Raw genomic sequence first — 18,485 nt, 5'->3', positions numbered from 1 at the left:
TTACACCTCTATAACTTCAATTTGTTTGAATAGTTCTTTAAATTTATCTACATTGATATGACCTGTTTGATGCTCCATTGCATTTAACATTCCAAATGCATTAGCTTTTTTCAGTAAATCTTCATCGGATTGTTGATGAACAAGACCTGATGCAATACCTGCCACTGTAGAATCACCAGACCCTACAGGATTAACAACTTCTATTTTGGGAATGTTTACTTTATAAAATGTTTGATGATGTTTAGCGAAAGCGCCATCGCCACCTAAAGAAACAATAATCCATTCAATACCTTTGAAAATGGGTTGAGTAACCGCTTCTTTTAAACTATCGATATCTGTAGTGACAGTAGTGTGTAATAATTGAGATAATTCATCAATATTAGGTTTTATCACTGAAGGCTTACTTTCGCTCAACAATACATCCATTAATGATTGACCAGAACTATCTACAATCGTAGGTAGACCTTGTTTATTTGCTAATTTCACAATATCAGCGTAGTAATTTGTATTAAGACCTTTAGGTAAACTTCCAGACATCGCTATAACATTAGCTCTTTTAAATAGTTCTAAAAGATGTGTTTTATAGCTCTCTGCTTCTTCCTTGCCAATAGTTGGTCCTTGTTCAAGTATTTCAGTTTGTTGTCCTTCATGTAGAATAGCGATACAATTTCGTGTTTCTCCTTTTATTTTGAAGAAAGACTGTTCAATTTGAGCATCCGTTAATTGTTCTTCAATAAATTGACCCAATGCGCCACCTAAAAAGCCACTTGCTAATACATTTTCGCCAAATTCTGATAATACACGTGTTACATTTAATCCTTTTCCTCCAGCAGTTTTACTCGTTTTTTTAACTCTATTCACAGTATCTAGATGAAACTGTTCTAATGGGTAAGAAATATCAACTGAAGGATTTAAAGTTAATGTTAGAATCATTTCACATCTTCCTTAATCGTGATATTCACCTTTGTCCCATTTTTCTAAGAATTCATCAAAGAAGTGAGGATTAGATTGATTATCATTATGTGCTTCTAAATGATTAATTTTAGCAATTAATTTTTTATTTTCTTCAGTAGGTTTGTATTCTGCTTCGATAAATGCATCAACGATATCGAAAATAAATAATTCGCCTGCTACTTTACCGCCGAAACTAACAACATTAGCATTTAATTCTTCTTTTGAATAAAGTGCTGATGTCATATCACGTACTAATGCTGTTCTTACCCCTGGGACTTTGTTTGCTGCATTACTAATACCAACACCAGTACCGCAGATACATACGCCTAAGTCTGCTTCTCCACTAGCAACTTTTTCTCCTACTTTTTTACCGAAGATAGGATAATGTGTACGTGTAAAATCATACGTACCTACATCAATAACTTCGTGTCCTTGAGCTTTTAAATGTTGTGAAACTTCCATTTTTGTATCAGTTACAATGTGATCGCAACCTATAGCAATTTTCATTATTTATTCCTCCAATTAGCACATTTTATTTAACATATCTACACGGATTTGGTGACGTCCGCCATCATAGTGTCCATTTACAAATTCTTTAGCAATATTTTTTGCTAATGTATCGCCTACAATTTCAGAACCCATTGTAATCATGCGTGCATTGTTATGACTACGTGTCATATATGCTGAACGTTCATCTGATACTTCAGCAGCAATCATTCCTTTTACTTTTGTAGCGACAATAAAACTACCTGCGCCATAAGCATCCACTGCAATTCCTAAATTATCATCGTTCTTTTGTACTTCGTGTACAACTGCTAATGTTGAATCAACAAAGTCTAATTCTTTTCCTTCTGTTACATCTACTACATCATGGTTATTTTCTTTTAAAAATGTTTTTATAACATCTTTAAGACGTTGACCAGCGACATCTGAACCAATAAAAATTGTCATAATGATTCTCCTTTGAAAATAAGATAATTAAACACATGTGTTTGAAAAAGCGCTTTCAAATCTTTACACCTAAATTATAAACATAAATAAACAAATAATCAACAATAAATGTTCGAATATTGTTTGAAGTTTCATTTTTTAAACAAAATATTTTATTTTTATGTTTAATTGCATTCAATTATCTAAAAAAATACCAAGATTGTTTAAATAAACAATCTTGGTATCATTCAATTAATGTATCACTTCTGTGTAAGCTTTTAATTTTTGTACATTATCTTCATCATTTTTATCTACAACTACTGCCGTTAAATCTTCTAAATGACATAATTGAGTAAAATCTTCTTTTCCAATTTTTGAAGTATCAATTAATAAGTATTTTTCAAGTGAACGATGAAGTGCAAGTTGTTGTGTATACGCTTCGTCAATTGTAGAAGTGAGTACATCTGCATCTTTTACTCCATTACAACTAAAAAACATTTTACTAAATCGTTTTGTTTTAAGGAGCGTATTTGTCATTTCACCTACAAATGATTCAGTAAGTTCTCTCATTTCTCCACCTAATAAGTAAACTTTAAAATTTAGCGAACGCTTTTCAAATAATATTTGAAATACTGGAAAACAATTCGTAATCACAGTTAATGACTCTCGTTCTATTAATTGAGCTAGTAACTCGATTGTTGTTCCAGGTCCTAAAAAAATCGTATCGTTTTCTTCAATTAAGTTAACAGCTTTCCTTGCGACAGCACGTTTTTCTTCAATATTCTCTGTGTGCTTTTCTTGATGAGACTTTTCTTTAATTTGAAAAGCTGAATTACTACGTGCACCACCATGTATTTTAGTTAGTAATCCTTTTTCTTCTAGTTCAGCTAAATCACGACGTACTGTCATGTCAGATACATTAAGATCCTCAACGATTTCATTTGTCCTAACTGTTCCTTTTTGATTTACGAGTTTAGTAATTTCTTCTAAACGATCGTATTTATTCATTCAAATTCTCACATCCAACTTATTTTATTAAACATGTCCATATAAAATGAACACATATATCTCATAAAGATTTTAAGCGCAATTTCATTCTATACTATTACTTGTTTTAAAACTAGAAAATAAAGGTAAAAATATGTTGTAATAATAGTATAAAATTCATTTTAAAAAAGTTATATTAGTCATTATTATAAACGAGGTGCTCAGATTGAGTAATAAAATTGAAAAATTAAAAGAAATTGTTGATAAATCAAACAAAATTGTATTTTTTACTGGTGCAGGTGTATCGGTTGCAAGTGGTATACCTGATTTTCGTTCCATGGGTGGATTATTTGATGAAATTTCAAAAGAGGGTTATTCACCTGAATATTTATTAAGTATTGATCATTTAAATGATAATAAAGAAAGCTTTATCGACTTTTATCATAAACGACTACTAGTAGCAGATAAAAAACCTAATATCGTCCATGAATGGATTGCAGAGTTAGAAAAAGAAGGCAAATCTTTAGGTGTGATTACCCAAAATATCGATGGGTTACATGAAGATGCTGGAAGTGAACATATTGATGAAATTCATGGTACACTGAATCGCTTTTATTGCATCAATTGTGGAAAAGAATATACGAAATCATATGTTATGGAACACAAATTAAGATATTGTGAGAACTGCGGTGATGTCATTCGCCCTGATATCGTATTATACGGTGAAATGCTCGATCAGCCTACTGTCTTTAGAGCATTAGATAAAATCCAAAAAGCAGATACTGTCATTGTGTTAGGTTCATCCTTGGTCGTACAACCTGCTGCTGGCTTTATTTCTAACTTTACAGGAGACAATCTTGTAATTATTAATAGAGACGCTACACCATATGATAGGAAAGCTAATTTAGTTATTCACAGTGATATGACCGAAGTTGTTGAAGAAGTGATGAAAAAATAAAAAGATATATCAGCCTAAGACATCTGTCTTAGACGTTTTTAACATGTTAAGTAGTCGATAACTGTATTAAATATGACTATTGCTCCATTAGTTTTTCCTATGTATAAAAAAGCACTTCTCAAAGTTGAGAAGTGCTTTAATCGTTCTAATGGAACACAAATTGCTGACGCAATTTGCATACTGAACTTGTAAGCAAACAAGTTTGCAACAATTCCAATATTAACGTTTTGAGAATTGTGGAGAACGACGTGCTTTTTTAAGACCTGGTTTTTTACGTTCTTTCATACGTGGGTCACGAGTTAATAAACCTGCGCGTTTTAAAGAACCTCTGTATTCTGGATCAGCTTCTAATAATGCACGAGCGATACCATGACGGATAGCTTGAGCTTGTCCAGTGAAACCACCACCGTATACGTTAACTAATACATCATAGTTACCTTTAGTTTCTGTAACATCGAATGGTTGGTTTAAGTCTAAGATTAATGATTCGAATGGTAAGTATTCGCGTACGTCACGATCGTTAACAGTGATATTACCTTCACCTGGTACTAAACGTACACGTGCTACTGAGTTTTTACGACGGCCTGTGCCTCTATATTCAACTTGTGCCAATGTAATTTCCTCCTTCTAATTAACCACGTAATTCGTAGTTTTCTGGTTGTTGTGCAGCGTGTGGGTGTTCAGCGCCACTATATACAAATAATTTTTTACCTTGTTTTTCACCTAAACGTGAACTTGGTAACATTCCTTTGATAGAAGTTTCAAGTAAACGAGCAGGGTTATTACGTTTTAATTCACCAGCAGTCACTGATTTAATACCACCTGGGTGATTTGAATGACGGTAGTAAACTTTATCTTGTTCTTTTTTACCAGTTAATTCGATTTTTTCAGCGTTGATGATGATTACATAGTCACCAGTATCAACGTGTGGTGTATAAGTTACTTTATTTTTACCGCGTAAGATAGATGCTACTTCTGATGATAAACGACCTAATGTTTGGCCTTCAGCATCGATAACATACCATTTGCGCTCAATGTTTGATTCATTTGCCATAAATGTTTGACGCATAATAATTATCCTCCTAAAAATAAATGCTTCGTCTTAGATTACAGGTACTCATCGCAGTCGAACCTACGAACGAGGCCTGCAATCTAGGTCATTCTGTTACGATTTCAAAGCGTAATGTTCATTTATTTTATTCCTGTCTAATCTGCTTATATATCTTGTAACACAATAAGTTTCCGGGGCTTATCGTGGGATGATATAAAACAATACCGTTAACTATCTTATATTTTATAAACCCATTTGTCAATGCATATTAGTCATTTTGTAATGATTTTTTATAATGTATTTTTACATCCTCACCAAAGTCATTTTTAAGTGCTTCTGGATCTAAATATATCTTTTCAAGATATAATCCTTCAGCGGGTGCTGTAAAAGGCACATTATCTCTATTTTTAGCTTTAAGCAGCTCAGGAACTTCGTTAGGTTGTCGCTTCCCTTTACCTACTTCTACTAAAAAAGCTACAAGTACACGCACCATATTATATAAGAAACCAGAACCTGTGACGATATAGTCAAAACCTTCGTCCGTTTTTACAACTTCACTTTGGTATAGTGTACGTTCTTTACTTTCAACTTCAGTCTTTTGTGAACAAAATCCAGTAAAATCATGAGTTCCAATAAAGTGTTTAGCCGCTTCATTCATCTTATCTAAATCTAAGTCATCTTTTATAAATGTCTTAAGACCACTTTCAAATGGATTGCGATGTTCCGCTTGATACACTTTATAGCGATATCTCTTACCTACACAATCATAACGACAATGAAACGTGTCATCTACTTGTTTTACACTATTCACGTAAATATCCTCAGGTAACGCACTATTCATCGCATATTTCCATTGTTTAGGCTCAATATTCAATTCTGTGTCAAAATGAAAATACTGTTCATAAGCATGCACACCACGATCTGTGCGACTTGATGGATGTATACGCACATGTCGGCGATGCATACGTTTTAAAATTTTTTCAAATTGTTGTTGAACAGTTCTACCTTGTTGTTGAATTTGAAAACCAAGAAATCCATGTCCTTGATACGCAATATTTACTAGTATGCGCAATGTCTTACACTCCCATATATTTTAATATAAATAATATCATTCCAATAGGTATCAGACTGAATAGACTCAAAGTATCTCTCTTATGCCATGACAACTTACGATAACTTGTACGTTGTACATTAGCATCATATCCTCTAACTTCCATTGCAATGGCTAATTCATCAGCTCTTTGAAAGGCAGAAATAAATAGCGGTATCATTAATGGGATGAAAGCTTTAATTCTTGTCATTAAACTCCCCGAACTGATTTCAGAACCTCTTGATTTTTGAGCAAGGATAATTTTATCTAATTCATCCATCAATGTTGGAATAAACCTTAAAGCAATTGACATAATCATACTTAATTGATGCACAGGAATTTTAAATAGTTTCAATGGGGCCATTAACTTTTCAAAAGCATCAGTCAAGTCAATTGGACTTGTTGATAATGTCATAATTGTCGCAACCATAACAATCGTTATTAATCTTAAAGAAATAAAAATACCTTCTAATACCCCTGTACTATCAATTTTAATAAAACCTATTTCTAATAGCGTAGTCCCGCCGTGAGTAAAGAATATGTGCATTACAAACGTAAAGATTAAGAAGAAAAATATCGGTGTTAATCCTTTAATTAAAAACCAAAATTGAATTTTAGCCATTTTCATAAAACATAGAATTAATAATATTACCCAAGCGAATGTAGCAAAAGAATGAGCAAAAAAGATAAAAATAATAAATACAAATACAAAAATTAACTTTGCTCTAGGATCAAGACGATGTATCACAGAGTTATTAGGTAAATAACGTCCTATAATAAGTTTATTTTTCATGTTCTTGCCACTCCTGATACAATGTTACAAACTCATCTTCATTTAAGGCAATATCATTAAACATGGTTTGATATTTATCTTCAAAATCATATTGCAGTTGTACTACATCAGGCAATGCAATATGCCAATCTTTCAGTTTTTTGTGTTGTCTGAATAATGATTTAGGAGAGCACTGTTCTATTACTTTCCCTTGTCTCATTACAATGATTTCTTCTGCATATCGCGCCACATCATTCATATCGTGTGACACTAATATGACTGTTTTATGATGATTGACTTGAATTGATTTTATTAATTCCATCACTTGCTGACGACTTTTTGGGTCAAGTCCAGCAGTAGGCTCATCAAGAATAATTATATTCGGTTTCATTGCAAGGATAGAAACTAATGCAATTTTACGCATCTGACCACCTGACATTTCAAATGGCGATTGTTCCATAATATGATGATCAAAACCTAAATCTAAGAGTAACTGATACGCATAAGACTTAACTTGTTCCACATTCATCTTAAAATTTTTAGGACCAAATGCTACTTCTCTTTCCACACTATCTTCAAACAATTGTGATTCAGGAAATTGAAAAACCAAACCTACTTGTTGTCTTAATTCTCGTAGATGCTTGTCTTTTGTTTTATGAGTAATCTCCTTATTATCAAACGTAATACTACCTTTTGTTGGTTTTAATAGCCCATTAAAATGTTGGATGAGTGTGGATTTACCACTTCCTGTTTGACCAACAATCGCATAGTATTTACCTTGCTCAATTTTGAGATTGATATCATTTAAGGCTTGATATTCATAAGGAGTGCCTTTTTGATAAATATATGAAACATGATTAAATTGAATGGTCATAATTTATCAACCAGCCCTTCATATGTAGTGAATTCATCTTTAAAGCCTAGCTTTTGATTCATTTTCATTGCAAATGGTAAATCTAAGCCAATCTCTACTAAATACTGTGTATTTAAAAAAATAAAGTTTGGCTTACCTTCTTTGTAAACTTTGCCTTTATTCATAATGACGACATGATCGCTTTCTAACGCTTCACTTAAATCATGAGTAATAGAAATAATCGTTAAATTTTTTTCTTGTTTAACTTGTTTAATTAATGAAAGTAAAGACTGTTTACCTTGGGGATCTAACATAGAGGTTGCTTCATCAAGAATGATGACATCTGGACTTAGTGCTAAGACTCCTGCAATAGCCACGCGTTGCTTTTGGCCTCCCGATAAAGAATGTGGTTCATATTCCATATATTCTTTCATATCTACATTATCTAAAGATTGAATGACGATTGCTTTCATTTTGTCATGAGATACTGCGTGATTCTCGAGTCCAAAAGCTACATCATATTCCACAATTGAACCTACAAATTGATTTTCTGGATTTTGAAAGACAATACCAATATGGCGTCTAACCTCTCTTAAATAATCAGGAGTAACTAAATGATTGTTATAAAAAATTTCTCCTTCAGTTGCTTGTTCTATACCTACTATAAGTTTTGCAATTGTAGATTTCCCTGAACCATTATGTCCTACAATGGATGTCCATTGATGTTTTGGTATATTAAATGACACATCTTCTAAAGTGAAGGCCGCATCGTTTTGATATTGAAAATGTACATGTTTAAGTTCGATGATATTGTTATTATCAGTTTTCACAGCCTTCCTCCTTTATTAATAGTTACTACAATAGTTTACATGAATAAAAACTAGATGTACATGAGTAAATGTCTTTCATATATAAAAAGAGTCATGCCTCAAAAGCACGACTCTTTTTAATCAGTATAGATTCATTAAAATTAAAAAAGCGCGCACCCCATCACATTTTAGTTGAGTTCACGCTTTATATTAGTATTTAGTTGATGGGGTACTCTGAGCTAGACAATATTTGTATGTGGCAAACATTATCGTTGCACTCATTTGCTTTAAATACAAGTAGTTAGTGTATTTATATATAAAATTAATCTACTAATTCGATGATAACTGATTCAGCACCGTCACCACGACGAGGACCTACTTTAAGAATACGAGTATATCCACCTTGACGTTCTGCATAACGTTCAGCAATTTCACCAAATAATTTTTGAAGTGCAGTTTGTGTAGTTTCATCTTCATTTAAGATTTCAACATTACGTAATGTTTTTGCAGCATTACGACGAGATGCTAAGTCACCTTTTTTACCTAAAGTGATTAATTTCTCAACAACACTACGAACTTCTTTTGCACGAGCTTCTGTAGTTTCAATACGTTCACTTACGATAAGTGATGTAGCTAAGTCACGTAACATAGCTTTACGTTGATCAGAAGTACGACCTAATTTTCTGTAACCCATGAGTTAACCTCCTTTAACCTATTAATCTTCTTTTCTTAAACCTAATCCTAAATCTTCTAATTTATATTTAACTTCTTCAAGAGATTTACGACCTAAATTACGCACTTTCATCATATCAGCTTCAGACTTGTCAGCTAATTCTTGAACAGAATTGATACCTGCACGTTTTAAACAGTTGTATGAACGTACTGATAAGTCTAATTCTTCGATAGACATTTCAAGTACTTTTTCTTTTTGATCTTCTTCTTTTTCAATCATGATTTCAGCATTTTGCGCTTCATCTGTAAGACCAACGAAAATATTTAAATGTTCAGTCATAATTTTAGCAGCTAATGAAACAGACTCTTGTGGAGTAATTGAACCATTAGTCCAAACATCTAAAGTTAATTTATCAAAATCACTACTTTGACCTACACGTGTATTTTCAACTGTATAGTTTACACGTTCAACAGGTGAATATAGTGAATCTACAGGAATTACACCAATTGGTAAATCACTAGTATTATTTTGTTCTGCTAATGCGTAACCTCTACCCTTATTAGCAACAAGACGAATTTTTAAATGTCCACCTTTAGACACTGTCGCAATTTTAAGTTCTGGATTTAGAACTTCAACATCACTATCGTGAGTAATATCACTTGCTGTTACTTCGCCTTCATCTCTCACATCAATTTCTAATGTTTTATCTTCTTCAGAATAGATTTTCAATGCTAATTTTTTGATGTTCATAATAATTGTAGAAACATCTTCAACAACATTGTCTATAGCTGAAAATTCGTGTAAAACACCTTCAATTTCGATGTACTTAACCGCTGCACCTGGTAATGAAGATAGTAGGATACGACGTAAGGAGTTTCCTAGTGTAGTACCGTAGCCACGTTCAAGTGGTTCAACAACGAACTTACCGAATTTAGCATCTTCACTAATTTCAATTGTCTCAATTCTAGGTTTTTCAATTTCTATCATTTACAAAATCCTCCTTAATAACGTCGAATTAATTTTAAAATTGTTTCGCTCAGTGATTTGTAATCATAACAATCAATAAAAATTATACGCGACGACGTTTTGGTGGACGACAACCGTTGTGAGGTACTGGAGTAACGTCTCTGATTGCTGTTACTTCTAAACCAGCTGATTGTAATGCACGAATCGCTGATTCACGACCTGGTCCAGGTCCTTTTACTGTTACTTCAACAGTTTTCAAACCATGTTCCATTGCTGATTTTGAAGCAGTTTCAGATGCCATTTGAGCAGCGAATGGTGTTGATTTTTTTGATCCTTTGAAACCTAATGCACCAGCTGATGACCAAGATAAAGCATTACCAAATTCATCAGTGATAGTTACGATTGTATTGTTGAATGTTGAACGGATGTGTGCTACACCATTTTCAATATTCTTTTTAACTCTACGTTTACGAGATACTTGTTTACGTGCCATTTATATTTTGCCTCCTTTACCTATTATTTTTTCTTATTAGCTACAGTTTTAACTGGGCCTTTACGAGTACGAGCATTGTTTTTAGTTTTTTGACCACGAACTGGTAAACCACGACGGTGGCGAATACCACGGTATGATGAAATTTCCATTAAACGTTTAATGTTTAAGTTTTGTTCACGGCGTAAGTCACCTTCTACTTTATAACCGTCAACTACTTCACGGATACGACCTAATTCGTCATCTGTTAAATCTTTTACACGTGTATCAGCTGATACGTTAGCTTCTTCAACAATTTTTTTAGCTGTTGAAGTACCGATACCATATACGTAAGTTAATGAAATAACTACGCGTTTTTCACGTGGAATATCTACTCCTGCAATACGTGCCATATATTTTTACACCTCTCTTTTATTAACCTTGTCTTTGTTTGTGCTTAGGATTGTCACAAATTACCATAACTTTACCTTTACGTTTAATGACTTTACATTTTTCGCAAATAGGTTTTACTGATGGTCTTACTTTCATTTTTATACCTCCCTATATTATGGAGTGACGATTATTTATAACGATACGTAATTCTACCGCGTGATAAATCATACGGAGACATTTCTACTGTTACTTTGTCGCCAGGTAGAATACGAATATAATTCATTCTAATTTTACCACTTACATGTGCTAAAATTTCATGACCATTTTCTAATTCTACTTTAAACATAGCATTTGGTAAAGTATCAAGTACTGTACCTTCTAATTCTATTACATCTTGTTTCGCCATTGATTAACTTCCCCCTTTTTACAATAGTAAGGTAATCGTCAATAGACAACTTCAACGATACGAATCTAATATAGTGAATAGTTATTATAAGTTTAACAAAATGCGGGAATTATGATCGTCATACGACACTCAAAAAATAAATTCTTGCCAGAGAAACCTAATCAAAGTTCACATAAATCTAGATCGCACATTAGTTGATCTATTTTAATTGATCTAAGATATCAATGACATCTTTGGTTACTTCGTCAATATCTTTCGCGCCATCAATATTTTTCAATACGCCTTTTTCATCGTAATACTCTAAAATTGGCTTAGATTGTTTAACATTAACGCTTAAACGATTAGATACTGTTTCTGGATTATCATCTTTACGTTGATAAAGTTTTCCACCATCGATATCACAAACACCATCAACCTTTGGAGGATTAAATACAAGATGATAAGTTGTACCACATTTCTCACAGATACGACGACCTGTAAGACGATTCATTAGCTCTTCCTCAGGAACTTCAATATTGATAACAGCATCAATATTTCTGTCAAGCTCAGACATAATGTTGTTTAATGCCTCAGCTTGCTCAATCGTTCTAGGGAATCCATCTAATAAGAAACCTTTTTTTGCATCGTCTTCAGAAATTCTTTCTTTAACGATACCTACAGTAACTTCATCAGGGACTAATTCTCCACGATCCATGTATGATTTAGCTTCTTTACCTAAATCAGTTTCATCTTTAATCGCTTTTCTGAACATGTCACCAGTAGATATATGTGGTATTGGGAATTTCTTAACAATTTCACTCGCTTGAGTACCTTTACCAGCTCCAGGTAAACCCATTAAAATGATATTCATAAATTGCCCTCCTACAAATTATCTACCACCAAAGCCTTTATATTCTTTTTGACTCACTTGTGCTTCAAGTGATTTCATAGTTTCAATTGCTACACCAATAACGATTAATAAACTTGTACCACCAATTTGAATTGATTGAGGTAAATTCATAAATTTTGTCGCTATAATTGGAAGAATAGCAATAACTGCTAAGAAAATAGAGCCTACAAAAGTTAAGCGATAAAGTACTTTAGTAATATATTTTTTTGTTTGTTCCCCAGGTCTAATTCCTGGTACATAACTACCTTGTTTTTTCAAGTTATCAGCCATTTTTTCAGGATTAACTTGAACAAAAGCATAAAAATATGCAAATGCAATAATTAATATGACATAAACAATCATACCATAAGTGTTTGAAGGGTTAGCATATTCTGCAATATTTTGCGCCCAATCAGCTTTAGGGAAGAACAATGTTAATGTTCTTGGCAATAAGAAGAATGCCATCGCAAAGATGACTGGAATAACCCCTGCAGAGTTTACTTTTAAAGGTAGATATGTTGCTTGTGATCCTAAACGTTGTGCAGATTGTTTTTTAGCATATTGAATTGGAATTTTACGTTTCGCTTCCAATACATAAATCGCTCCAATTGTTAATAAAATTAATCCAACAATTAAACCAATAACTTTTAACCATGCTAACGTTGTATCGTCATTACCAACAAATGCTTGTTGCACAAATTGGATAATTGATGATGGCAACGTCGATAAAATACCTGCAAAGATAATGATTGAAATACCATTACCTACACCAAATTGTGTAATTTGATCACCAAGCCAAATTAAAAATGCAGTTCCAGTTGTTAAAACTACAGCAATCAATAAATAACTCATGACAGATTGATGAATAATCAATTTACCGCCTAAATAGTTATTAAATTGAAATGCCATACCAATTGATTGTATAAATGCCAATATAATAGCGAAATAACGTGTTACATTGCTAAGTTTTCTTTTACCTACTTCACCTTGTTTAGCCCATTCAGTAAATTTAGGGACAATGTCCATTTGTAATAATTGCATTACGATAGAAGCAGTGATGTACGGCATTATACCCATAGCAAAGATAGAAAAGTTCTTTAAGGCTCCGCCACCAAACGTATTAAGAAGAGCAGCGACACCTTGATCAGAACCTTGCTGTTCAAAAGGCTCAGGATTAACTCCAGGAGCCGGAATATAAGTTCCTATTTTGAATATTACTAACATTGCTAATGTGAAGAAAATCTTGTTTCGAACTTCTTTAGTTTTAAAGAAGCTCATAAACGTTTGAAACATTAGATCACCTCGTGTGCTCCACCTTTAGCATCGATAGCTTCAACCGCTGAAGCTGAGAATTTGTGAGCTTTCACTGTCAATTTTTTATCAAGTGAACCGTTGCCTAGTACTTTAATACCAGATTTTTCATTCTTAACCACACCAGTTTCAACTAATAAAGCTGGAGTTACTTCAGTACCATCTTCAAATTGATTAAGTTGGTCTAAATTAACAATAGCATATTCTTTACGATTAATGTTAGTGAAACCTCGTTTTGGTAAACGACGGAATAAAGGTAATTGTCCACCTTCAAATCCTGGTCTTACGCTACCACCTGAACGTGCTTTTTGACCTTTTTGACCGCGAGCACTAGTTTTACCATTACCTGAACCAGCACCACGACCTACACGGTTACGTACACGACGTGAACCTTCAGCTGATTTTAACTCATGTAATTTCATTATTTAGGCACCTCCTTAATTATTTTTCTTCAACTGTTAATAAGTGTTTAACTTTGTTGATTTGCCCACGAATTGCAGGGTTATCTTCAACAACTACTGAACTATTAGTCTTTTTAAGACCTAACGCTTCAACAGTTTTACGTTGTGTTTCAGGACGACCAATAACACTACGAGTGAGGGTAATTTGTAATTTAGCCATTATTTATTTTCCCTCCTTAATTATATAATTCTTCTACTGATTTGCCACGTAATTTCGCAACATCTTCAGCGTTTTTAAGGTTTTGTAAACCATTTAATGTCGCACGTACCATGTTGATAGGTGTATTTGAACCTAATGATTTACTTAAGATATCAGTGATACCTGCTAATTCTAATACGGCACGTACTGGACCACCAGCGATAACTCCTGTACCAGGTGCAGCTGGTTTCATAAATACGCTACCAGAACCATAACGGCCAGTGATAGTGTGAGGAGTTGTTCCTTCTACACGTGGAACTACTACTAAATCTTTTTTAGCTGCTTCTACAGCTTTTTTAATAGCTTCTGGTACCTCTTGAGCTTTACCAGTACCGAAACCTACACGACCATTTTTATCTCCTACTACTACTAATGCAGTGAAACGGAAACGACGTCCACCTTTAACAACTTTAGCAACACGATTAATTGTAACAACGCGTTCTTCAAATTCTTTCGTTTCTTCTTCTCTACGAGCCATGTATTTGTCCCTCCTTTAAATTAAAATTCTAATCCGTTTTCTCTCGCAGCTTCAGCTAACGCTTTAACGCGACCATGATATAAATAACCACCACGATCAAATACGATTTCTTTGATACCTTTATCTGAAGCTTTTTTAGCGATTACTTCACCAACTTTAGTTGATAAATCAACTTTAGAAGTAGAATCACTAGCGATATCTTTATCTTGAGATGAAGCTTGTACTAAAGTTTCACCTTTAGCATCATCAATAATTTGTGCGTAAATGTGTTTGTTTGAACGATATACATTTAAACGTGGTTTTTCAGATGTACCTGATAATTTAGTACGCACACGAGCATGTCTTTTCAAACGCACTTTGTTTTTATCAATTTTACTGATCATTGTATTACTCCTTTCTTTAGAGAGTTATCTATTATTTACCAGTTTTACCTTCTTTACGGCGAACATATTCACCTTGGTAACGAATACCTTTTCCTTTATAAGGTTCTGGAGGTCTTACTGAACGAATATTAGAAGCGATAGCTCCAACTTGTTCTTTAGATACACCAGATACTGTAACAGTTGTATTTTTCTCTACTGCGAAAGTAATGCCATCTTCAGCTTTAATTTCAACAGGATGAGAGTAACCAACGTTTAATACTAAGTCATTACCTTGCATTTGAGCACGGTAACCTACACCAACAAGTTCAAGAGTTTTTACAAAACCTTGAGAAACACCTTGTACCATATTATTTAATAACGCACGAGTTGTACCGTGAACTGTTCTATCTTCTTTAGAATCAGTAGGTCTTACAACTTCTAGAGTGTTTTCATCTTGTTTAAAAGTCATTCTTTCATCAAAAGTTCTAGTTAATTCACCTTTAGGACCTTTTACAGTAGCAGTTTGTCCGTCAAAAGTTACTGTAACGTCACTAGGGATGTCAATAATTTTCTTACCAACACGACTCATGTTATGGCACCTCCTTATTTATTATTACCAAACGTATGCGATGATTTCTCCACCAACGTTACGTTTTCTAGCTTCTTTATCAGTGATGACACCTTCAGAAGTTGAAACTAATGCGATACCTAAACCATTTAATACTTTAGGCACTTCGTTCGCTTTAGCATATACACGTAAACCTGGTTTTGAGATACGTTTTAATCCTGTGATAACACGTTCATTGTTTTGACCATATTTTAAGAATAAACGAATAACACCTTGTTTATCATCTTCAACGTATTCTACGTTTTTAATGAAACCTTCATTTTTTAAGATTTCAGCAATTTGTTTTTTAATATTTGATGCAGGTAATTCTAATTTCTCGTGACGCACCATGTTTGCGTTTCTTACACGAGTAAGCATATCTGCGATTGGATCTGTCATAGTCATTTATTGTTGCCTCCTTTCAAACTCTTTGATTTTACCAGCTAGCTTTACGTACGCCAGGAATTTGGCCTTTATAAGCTAATTCACGGAAACAAATACGGCATAATTTAAATTTACGATATACAGAATGTGGACGACCACAGCGTTCACAACGAGTATATTCACGTACTGCATATTTTTGTTTTTTCTGTTGCTTAGCAACCATAGAAGTTTTAGCCACTTAATTAGCCTCCTTTTAGAGATTATTTACGAAATGGCATACCGAAGTTTGTTAACAATTCACGAGCTTCCTCGTCAGTGTTAGCAGTTGTTACGATAACAATATCCATTCCTCTTACTTTACTTACTTTATCATAATCGATTTCTGGGAAAATTAATTGTTCTTTAATTCCTAAAGTGTAGTTACCACGACCATCGAAAGCTGTTTTAGAAACACCTTGGAAGTCACGTACACGAGGTAATGAAACTGCGATTAATTTATCTAAGAATTCATACATTCTTTCTCCGCGAAGTGTTACTTTTGCACCGATTGGCATACCTTCACGTAAACGGAATGTTGCAACTGATTTTTTAGCTTTAGTGATTAATGGTTTTTGTCCAGTGATTAATTCTAACTCTTCAACAGCATTATCTAACACTTTAGAGTTTTGAACTGCATCACCAACACCCATATTTACAACGATTTTTTCGATTTTTGGTACTTCCATTACTGAACTATAGTTGAATTTTTTAACTAAGTTTTGAGTAACTTCAGTATTGTATCTTTCTTTTAAACGGTTCAAAGTGGATCCTCCTTTCAACTAGTTATTAATTATTAGATTTGATTTCTTCGCCAGATTTTTTAGCGATACGAACTTTTTTACCATCTACAAATTTGTAACCAACACGAGTAGGTTCATTTGTTTTAGGATCTAATAATTGTACGTTAGAAACATGGATTGCTGCCTCTGTTTCTAAGATTCCACCTTCAGGATTTAATTGAGTTGGTTTTTGGTGTTTTTTAATAACGTTAACACCTTCCACAACGACGCGGTCTTTTTTAGGTTCAGTAGCGATTACTTTACCTTCTTTACCTTTATCTTTACCTGCGATAACTTTAACGTTGTCACCTTTTTTGATATGCATGTGGGCACCTCCTTAAATATTATGGTTTTAATAAATTATAGTACTTCTGGTGCTAATGATACGATTTTCATGAAGTTACCTTCACGTAATTCACGAGCAACAGGACCAAAGATACGAGTACCACGTGGGCCTTTGTCATCACGAATAATGACACATGCATTTTCATCAAATTTGATATAAGAACCATCGTTACGACGTACGCCTGATTTAGTTCTAACAACAACAGCTTTCACAACGTCGCCTTTTTTAACAACGCCACCTGGTGTTGCATTTTTAACAGTACATACGATGATATCGCCAATGTTCGCTGTTTTGCGACCAGATCCACCTAATACTTTGATTGTAAGTACTTCACGAGCACCAGAGTTGTCTGCTACTTTTAAACGCGTTTCTTGTTGGATCATTAGTTAAACCTCCCTTATCTCTAATCTTGTATTAAATAATTACTGATTCTTCAACAATTTCTACTAAACGGAAACGTTTCGATGCTGATAAAGGACGAGTTTCTTGAATTCTAACAATATCTCCTAATTTAGCTGAATTGTTTTCATCATGAGTTTTATATTTTTTAGAGTATTTTACTCGTTTACCGTATAATTTGTGTGTTTTGTAAGTTTCAACAAGTACAGTAATTGTTTTGTCCATTTTATCAGAAACAACTTTACCTACATAAACTTTACGATCGTTTCTTTCACTCACTTTTGTAACCTCCTCTTTCTTATACTTTATTGATTAGCTTTACTTTGTTCAATTTCTCTTTCACGAGCAACAGTTTTTAGACGTGCAATTGTTTTTCTAACTGTACGAATACGTGCAGTTTCTTCTAATTGACCTGTAGCTAACTGAAAGCGTAGGTTAAAAAGCTCTTCTTTTGAAGATTTGATTTGTTCTTCGATTTCTGAAGTGGTTAAGTCTCTAATTTCCTTAGCTTTCATTTGTTTCACCACCCAATTCTTCACGTTTTACAAACTTAGTTTTCACTGGAAGTTTGTGACTTGCTAAACGTAATGCTTCACGAGCTACATCTTCAGATACACCAGCGATTTCGAATAAAATACGACCTGGTTTTACAACTGCGATCCAGCCTTCAACAGCACCTTTACCAGCACCCATACGTACTTCTAAAGGTTTTTTAGTGTAAGGCGTATGTGGGAAGATTTTAATCCAAACTTTCCCGCCACGTTTCATGTAACGTGTCATAGCGATACGAGCAGATTCGATTTGACGAGATGTGATCCAAGAAGTTGTTGTAGCTTGTAAACCATACTCACCAAATGTTACAAAGTTACCGCCTTTAGAACGACCAGTTGTTTTTGGACGATGTTGACGACGATATTTAACACGTTTTGGTAGTAACATTA

32 protein-coding genes are annotated in these 18,485 nt (G+C 33.7%); 1 reads left to right on the top strand and 31 read right to left on the bottom strand.

Features of this window, described 5'->3' with window-relative positions; genetic code table 11:
• The 4 genes from HMPREF2881_RS11185 to HMPREF2881_RS11170 form a co-directional block, all read right to left on the bottom strand.
• Positions 1-933, bottom strand: coding sequence for a tagatose-6-phosphate kinase (locus tag HMPREF2881_RS11185; protein WP_002488608.1), 933 nt, complete (start codon positions 931-933; stop codon positions 1-3).
• Positions 934-945: 12 nt separating this feature from the next.
• Positions 946-1,461: a galactose-6-phosphate isomerase subunit LacB gene (gene lacB / locus HMPREF2881_RS11180; RefSeq protein WP_002488633.1), complete on the bottom strand. Its 516-nt coding sequence runs from the start codon at positions 1,459-1,461 to the stop codon at positions 946-948.
• Positions 1,462-1,476: 15 nt separating this feature from the next.
• Positions 1,477-1,905, bottom strand: coding sequence for a galactose-6-phosphate isomerase subunit LacA (lacA, locus tag HMPREF2881_RS11175; RefSeq protein ID WP_002455017.1), 429 nt, complete (start codon positions 1,903-1,905; stop codon positions 1,477-1,479).
• A 231-nt stretch (positions 1,906-2,136) separates the two neighbouring features.
• Positions 2,137-2,892, bottom strand: a complete 756-nt coding sequence (locus HMPREF2881_RS11170) for a DeoR/GlpR family DNA-binding transcription regulator (RefSeq protein WP_002448463.1) — start codon at positions 2,890-2,892, stop codon at positions 2,137-2,139.
• Between the two features lie 205 nt (positions 2,893-3,097).
• On the opposite strand from HMPREF2881_RS11170, the gene HMPREF2881_RS11165 reads away from it, so the two are divergent.
• Positions 3,098-3,829, top strand: coding sequence for an NAD-dependent protein deacylase (locus HMPREF2881_RS11165; RefSeq protein ID WP_002488646.1), 732 nt, complete (start codon positions 3,098-3,100; stop codon positions 3,827-3,829).
• A 219-nt stretch (positions 3,830-4,048) separates the two neighbouring features.
• Here HMPREF2881_RS11165 and rpsI read toward each other — a convergent pair whose 3' ends face one another.
• The 27 genes from rpsI to rplP form a co-directional block, all read right to left on the bottom strand.
• Complete coding sequence (rpsI, locus tag HMPREF2881_RS11160; protein WP_002448344.1) at positions 4,049-4,441, bottom strand: 30S ribosomal protein S9; 393 nt, start codon at positions 4,439-4,441, stop codon at positions 4,049-4,051.
• 19 nt (positions 4,442-4,460) lie between these two features.
• Positions 4,461-4,898, bottom strand: a complete 438-nt coding sequence (gene rplM, locus HMPREF2881_RS11155) for a 50S ribosomal protein L13 (protein WP_002448612.1) — start codon at positions 4,896-4,898, stop codon at positions 4,461-4,463.
• A gap of 250 nt (positions 4,899-5,148) precedes the next feature.
• On the bottom strand, positions 5,149-5,952 hold the full coding sequence (gene truA / locus HMPREF2881_RS11150) for a tRNA pseudouridine(38-40) synthase TruA (protein ID WP_002448347.1): 804 nt from the start codon (positions 5,950-5,952) through the stop codon (positions 5,149-5,151).
• 4 nt (positions 5,953-5,956) lie between these two features.
• The gene (locus tag HMPREF2881_RS11145) at positions 5,957-6,763 is read right to left on the bottom strand and encodes an energy-coupling factor transporter transmembrane component T family protein (protein WP_002448411.1); all 807 of its coding nucleotides are present in this window, start codon (positions 6,761-6,763) and stop codon (positions 5,957-5,959) included.
• Entirely contained in the window at positions 6,753-7,616 is an 864-nt protein-coding gene (locus HMPREF2881_RS11140) for an energy-coupling factor transporter ATPase (RefSeq protein ID WP_002455011.1), read from the bottom strand. Before HMPREF2881_RS11140 ends, HMPREF2881_RS11145 begins: the two co-directional genes overlap by 11 nt.
• Positions 7,613-8,425 carry an energy-coupling factor transporter ATPase gene (locus tag HMPREF2881_RS11135; RefSeq protein ID WP_002448370.1) on the bottom strand — a complete coding sequence of 271 codons (813 nt, stop codon included), beginning with the start codon at positions 8,423-8,425 and terminating at the stop codon, positions 7,613-7,615. Before HMPREF2881_RS11135 ends, HMPREF2881_RS11140 begins: the two co-directional genes overlap by 4 nt.
• Before the next feature lie 301 nt (positions 8,426-8,726).
• Positions 8,727-9,098: a 50S ribosomal protein L17 gene (gene rplQ, locus HMPREF2881_RS11130; protein ID WP_002448491.1), complete on the bottom strand. Its 372-nt coding sequence runs from the start codon at positions 9,096-9,098 to the stop codon at positions 8,727-8,729.
• Positions 9,099-9,119: 21 nt separating this feature from the next.
• A complete protein-coding gene (locus tag HMPREF2881_RS11125; RefSeq protein WP_002448356.1) occupies positions 9,120-10,064 on the bottom strand; it encodes a DNA-directed RNA polymerase subunit alpha in 945 nt (314 codons plus the stop codon).
• 82 nt (positions 10,065-10,146) lie between these two features.
• The gene (gene rpsK / locus HMPREF2881_RS11120) at positions 10,147-10,536 is read right to left on the bottom strand and encodes a 30S ribosomal protein S11 (protein WP_000101625.1); all 390 of its coding nucleotides are present in this window, start codon (positions 10,534-10,536) and stop codon (positions 10,147-10,149) included.
• Positions 10,537-10,559: 23 nt separating this feature from the next.
• A complete protein-coding gene (gene rpsM / locus HMPREF2881_RS11115) occupies positions 10,560-10,925 on the bottom strand; it encodes a 30S ribosomal protein S13 (protein WP_002448629.1) in 366 nt (121 codons plus the stop codon).
• Between the two features lie 22 nt (positions 10,926-10,947).
• Positions 10,948-11,061, bottom strand: a complete 114-nt coding sequence (gene rpmJ / locus HMPREF2881_RS11110; protein ID WP_001829709.1) for a 50S ribosomal protein L36 — start codon at positions 11,059-11,061, stop codon at positions 10,948-10,950.
• Positions 11,062-11,092: 31 nt separating this feature from the next.
• A complete protein-coding gene (infA, locus tag HMPREF2881_RS11105; protein WP_001829792.1) occupies positions 11,093-11,311 on the bottom strand; it encodes a translation initiation factor IF-1 in 219 nt (72 codons plus the stop codon).
• A gap of 199 nt (positions 11,312-11,510) precedes the next feature.
• The gene (locus HMPREF2881_RS11100) at positions 11,511-12,161 is read right to left on the bottom strand and encodes an adenylate kinase (RefSeq protein ID WP_002448556.1); all 651 of its coding nucleotides are present in this window, start codon (positions 12,159-12,161) and stop codon (positions 11,511-11,513) included.
• Between the two features lie 18 nt (positions 12,162-12,179).
• Positions 12,180-13,472 carry a preprotein translocase subunit SecY gene (gene secY, locus HMPREF2881_RS11095; RefSeq protein ID WP_002448596.1) on the bottom strand — a complete coding sequence of 431 codons (1,293 nt, stop codon included), beginning with the start codon at positions 13,470-13,472 and terminating at the stop codon, positions 12,180-12,182.
• A complete protein-coding gene (gene rplO / locus HMPREF2881_RS11090; RefSeq protein ID WP_002448533.1) occupies positions 13,472-13,912 on the bottom strand; it encodes a 50S ribosomal protein L15 in 441 nt (146 codons plus the stop codon). The genes secY and rplO overlap by 1 nt, the downstream gene beginning before the upstream one ends.
• A gap of 19 nt (positions 13,913-13,931) precedes the next feature.
• Positions 13,932-14,111 (bottom strand): 50S ribosomal protein L30, encoded by a 180-nt coding sequence (gene rpmD / locus HMPREF2881_RS11085; RefSeq protein ID WP_001096576.1) that lies wholly within the window; start codon positions 14,109-14,111, stop codon positions 13,932-13,934.
• A 16-nt stretch (positions 14,112-14,127) separates the two neighbouring features.
• On the bottom strand, positions 14,128-14,628 hold the full coding sequence (rpsE, locus tag HMPREF2881_RS11080) for a 30S ribosomal protein S5 (RefSeq protein ID WP_002448405.1): 501 nt from the start codon (positions 14,626-14,628) through the stop codon (positions 14,128-14,130).
• A 20-nt stretch (positions 14,629-14,648) separates the two neighbouring features.
• Positions 14,649-15,011, bottom strand: a complete 363-nt coding sequence (gene rplR, locus HMPREF2881_RS11075) for a 50S ribosomal protein L18 (RefSeq protein ID WP_002488605.1) — start codon at positions 15,009-15,011, stop codon at positions 14,649-14,651.
• 31 nt (positions 15,012-15,042) lie between these two features.
• The gene (gene rplF / locus HMPREF2881_RS11070; protein WP_002448579.1) at positions 15,043-15,579 is read right to left on the bottom strand and encodes a 50S ribosomal protein L6; all 537 of its coding nucleotides are present in this window, start codon (positions 15,577-15,579) and stop codon (positions 15,043-15,045) included.
• 24 nt (positions 15,580-15,603) lie between these two features.
• Positions 15,604-16,002, bottom strand: coding sequence for a 30S ribosomal protein S8 (gene rpsH / locus HMPREF2881_RS11065; protein ID WP_002448514.1), 399 nt, complete (start codon positions 16,000-16,002; stop codon positions 15,604-15,606).
• Between the two features lie 31 nt (positions 16,003-16,033).
• Complete coding sequence (locus HMPREF2881_RS11060; RefSeq protein WP_001140799.1) at positions 16,034-16,219, bottom strand: type Z 30S ribosomal protein S14; 186 nt, start codon at positions 16,217-16,219, stop codon at positions 16,034-16,036.
• Positions 16,220-16,241: 22 nt separating this feature from the next.
• Positions 16,242-16,781: a 50S ribosomal protein L5 gene (gene rplE, locus HMPREF2881_RS11055; RefSeq protein ID WP_002448593.1), complete on the bottom strand. Its 540-nt coding sequence runs from the start codon at positions 16,779-16,781 to the stop codon at positions 16,242-16,244.
• 25 nt (positions 16,782-16,806) lie between these two features.
• Positions 16,807-17,124 carry a 50S ribosomal protein L24 gene (gene rplX / locus HMPREF2881_RS11050; protein WP_002448459.1) on the bottom strand — a complete coding sequence of 106 codons (318 nt, stop codon included), beginning with the start codon at positions 17,122-17,124 and terminating at the stop codon, positions 16,807-16,809.
• A 35-nt stretch (positions 17,125-17,159) separates the two neighbouring features.
• On the bottom strand, positions 17,160-17,528 hold the full coding sequence (gene rplN, locus HMPREF2881_RS11045) for a 50S ribosomal protein L14 (protein WP_002432661.1): 369 nt from the start codon (positions 17,526-17,528) through the stop codon (positions 17,160-17,162).
• A gap of 31 nt (positions 17,529-17,559) precedes the next feature.
• Positions 17,560-17,823 (bottom strand): 30S ribosomal protein S17, encoded by a 264-nt coding sequence (rpsQ, locus tag HMPREF2881_RS11040; protein ID WP_002448443.1) that lies wholly within the window; start codon positions 17,821-17,823, stop codon positions 17,560-17,562.
• Positions 17,824-17,849: 26 nt separating this feature from the next.
• Entirely contained in the window at positions 17,850-18,059 is a 210-nt protein-coding gene (gene rpmC, locus HMPREF2881_RS11035) for a 50S ribosomal protein L29 (RefSeq protein WP_000644737.1), read from the bottom strand.
• Complete coding sequence (gene rplP / locus HMPREF2881_RS11030; RefSeq protein WP_002448374.1) at positions 18,049-18,483, bottom strand: 50S ribosomal protein L16; 435 nt, start codon at positions 18,481-18,483, stop codon at positions 18,049-18,051. The genes rpmC and rplP overlap by 11 nt, the downstream gene beginning before the upstream one ends.
• Positions 18,484-18,485: the final 2 nt, after the last annotated feature.

It is taken from the genome of Staphylococcus sp. HMSC057A08 (assembly GCF_001812925.1).
Classification (GTDB): domain Bacteria; phylum Bacillota; class Bacilli; order Staphylococcales; family Staphylococcaceae; genus Staphylococcus; species Staphylococcus hominis.
Note: the sequence above shows the minus strand (reverse complement) of the source record. Positions and strands in the feature narration are given on the sequence as shown.

Bases quoted from the DNA above. Each gene is read 5' to 3' on its own strand.
- rplR (WP_002488605.1), bottom strand. From the start codon at position 15,011: ATGATCAGTAAAATTGATAAAAACAAAGTGCGTTTGAAAAGACATGCT.
- HMPREF2881_RS11185 (WP_002488608.1), bottom strand. From the start codon at position 933: ATGATTCTAACATTAACTTTAAATCCTTCAGTTGATATTTCTTACCCA.
- rpsK (WP_000101625.1), bottom strand. From the start codon at position 10,536: ATGGCACGTAAACAAGTATCTCGTAAACGTAGAGTTAAAAAGAATATT.
- HMPREF2881_RS11140 (WP_002455011.1), bottom strand. From the start codon at position 7,616: ATGACCATTCAATTTAATCATGTTTCATATATTTATCAAAAAGGCACT.
- rpmD (WP_001096576.1), bottom strand. From the start codon at position 14,111: ATGGCTAAATTACAAATTACCCTCACTCGTAGTGTTATTGGTCGTCCT.
- rplN (WP_002432661.1), bottom strand. From the start codon at position 17,528: ATGATCCAACAAGAAACGCGTTTAAAAGTAGCAGACAACTCTGGTGCT.
- lacB (WP_002488633.1), bottom strand. From the start codon at position 1,461: ATGAAAATTGCTATAGGTTGCGATCACATTGTAACTGATACAAAAATG.
- rplX (WP_002448459.1), bottom strand. From the start codon at position 17,124: ATGCATATCAAAAAAGGTGACAACGTTAAAGTTATCGCAGGTAAAGAT.
- rpsH (WP_002448514.1), bottom strand. From the start codon at position 16,002: ATGACTATGACAGATCCAATCGCAGATATGCTTACTCGTGTAAGAAAC.
- rplQ (WP_002448491.1), bottom strand. From the start codon at position 9,098: ATGGGTTACAGAAAATTAGGTCGTACTTCTGATCAACGTAAAGCTATG.
- HMPREF2881_RS11145 (WP_002448411.1), bottom strand. From the start codon at position 6,763: ATGAAAAATAAACTTATTATAGGACGTTATTTACCTAATAACTCTGTG.
- rpmC (WP_000644737.1), bottom strand. From the start codon at position 18,059: ATGAAAGCTAAGGAAATTAGAGACTTAACCACTTCAGAAATCGAAGAA.
- rpsE (WP_002448405.1), bottom strand. From the start codon at position 14,628: ATGGCTCGTAGAGAAGAAGAAACGAAAGAATTTGAAGAACGCGTTGTT.
- lacA (WP_002455017.1), bottom strand. From the start codon at position 1,905: ATGACAATTTTTATTGGTTCAGATGTCGCTGGTCAACGTCTTAAAGAT.
- infA (WP_001829792.1), bottom strand. From the start codon at position 11,311: ATGGCGAAACAAGATGTAATAGAATTAGAAGGTACAGTACTTGATACT.
- HMPREF2881_RS11170 (WP_002448463.1), bottom strand. From the start codon at position 2,892: ATGAATAAATACGATCGTTTAGAAGAAATTACTAAACTCGTAAATCAA.
- HMPREF2881_RS11125 (WP_002448356.1), bottom strand. From the start codon at position 10,064: ATGATAGAAATTGAAAAACCTAGAATTGAGACAATTGAAATTAGTGAA.
- rpmJ (WP_001829709.1), bottom strand. From the start codon at position 11,061: ATGAAAGTAAGACCATCAGTAAAACCTATTTGCGAAAAATGTAAAGTC.
- rplM (WP_002448612.1), bottom strand. From the start codon at position 4,898: ATGCGTCAAACATTTATGGCAAATGAATCAAACATTGAGCGCAAATGG.
- rplP (WP_002448374.1), bottom strand. From the start codon at position 18,483: ATGTTACTACCAAAACGTGTTAAATATCGTCGTCAACATCGTCCAAAA.
- rpsM (WP_002448629.1), bottom strand. From the start codon at position 10,925: ATGGCACGTATTGCAGGAGTAGATATTCCACGTGAAAAACGCGTAGTT.
- rplF (WP_002448579.1), bottom strand. From the start codon at position 15,579: ATGAGTCGTGTTGGTAAGAAAATTATTGACATCCCTAGTGACGTTACA.
- secY (WP_002448596.1), bottom strand. From the start codon at position 13,472: ATGTTTCAAACGTTTATGAGCTTCTTTAAAACTAAAGAAGTTCGAAAC.
- rplO (WP_002448533.1), bottom strand. From the start codon at position 13,912: ATGAAATTACATGAGTTAAAATCAGCTGAAGGTTCACGTCGTGTACGT.
- HMPREF2881_RS11100 (WP_002448556.1), bottom strand. From the start codon at position 12,161: ATGAATATCATTTTAATGGGTTTACCTGGAGCTGGTAAAGGTACTCAA.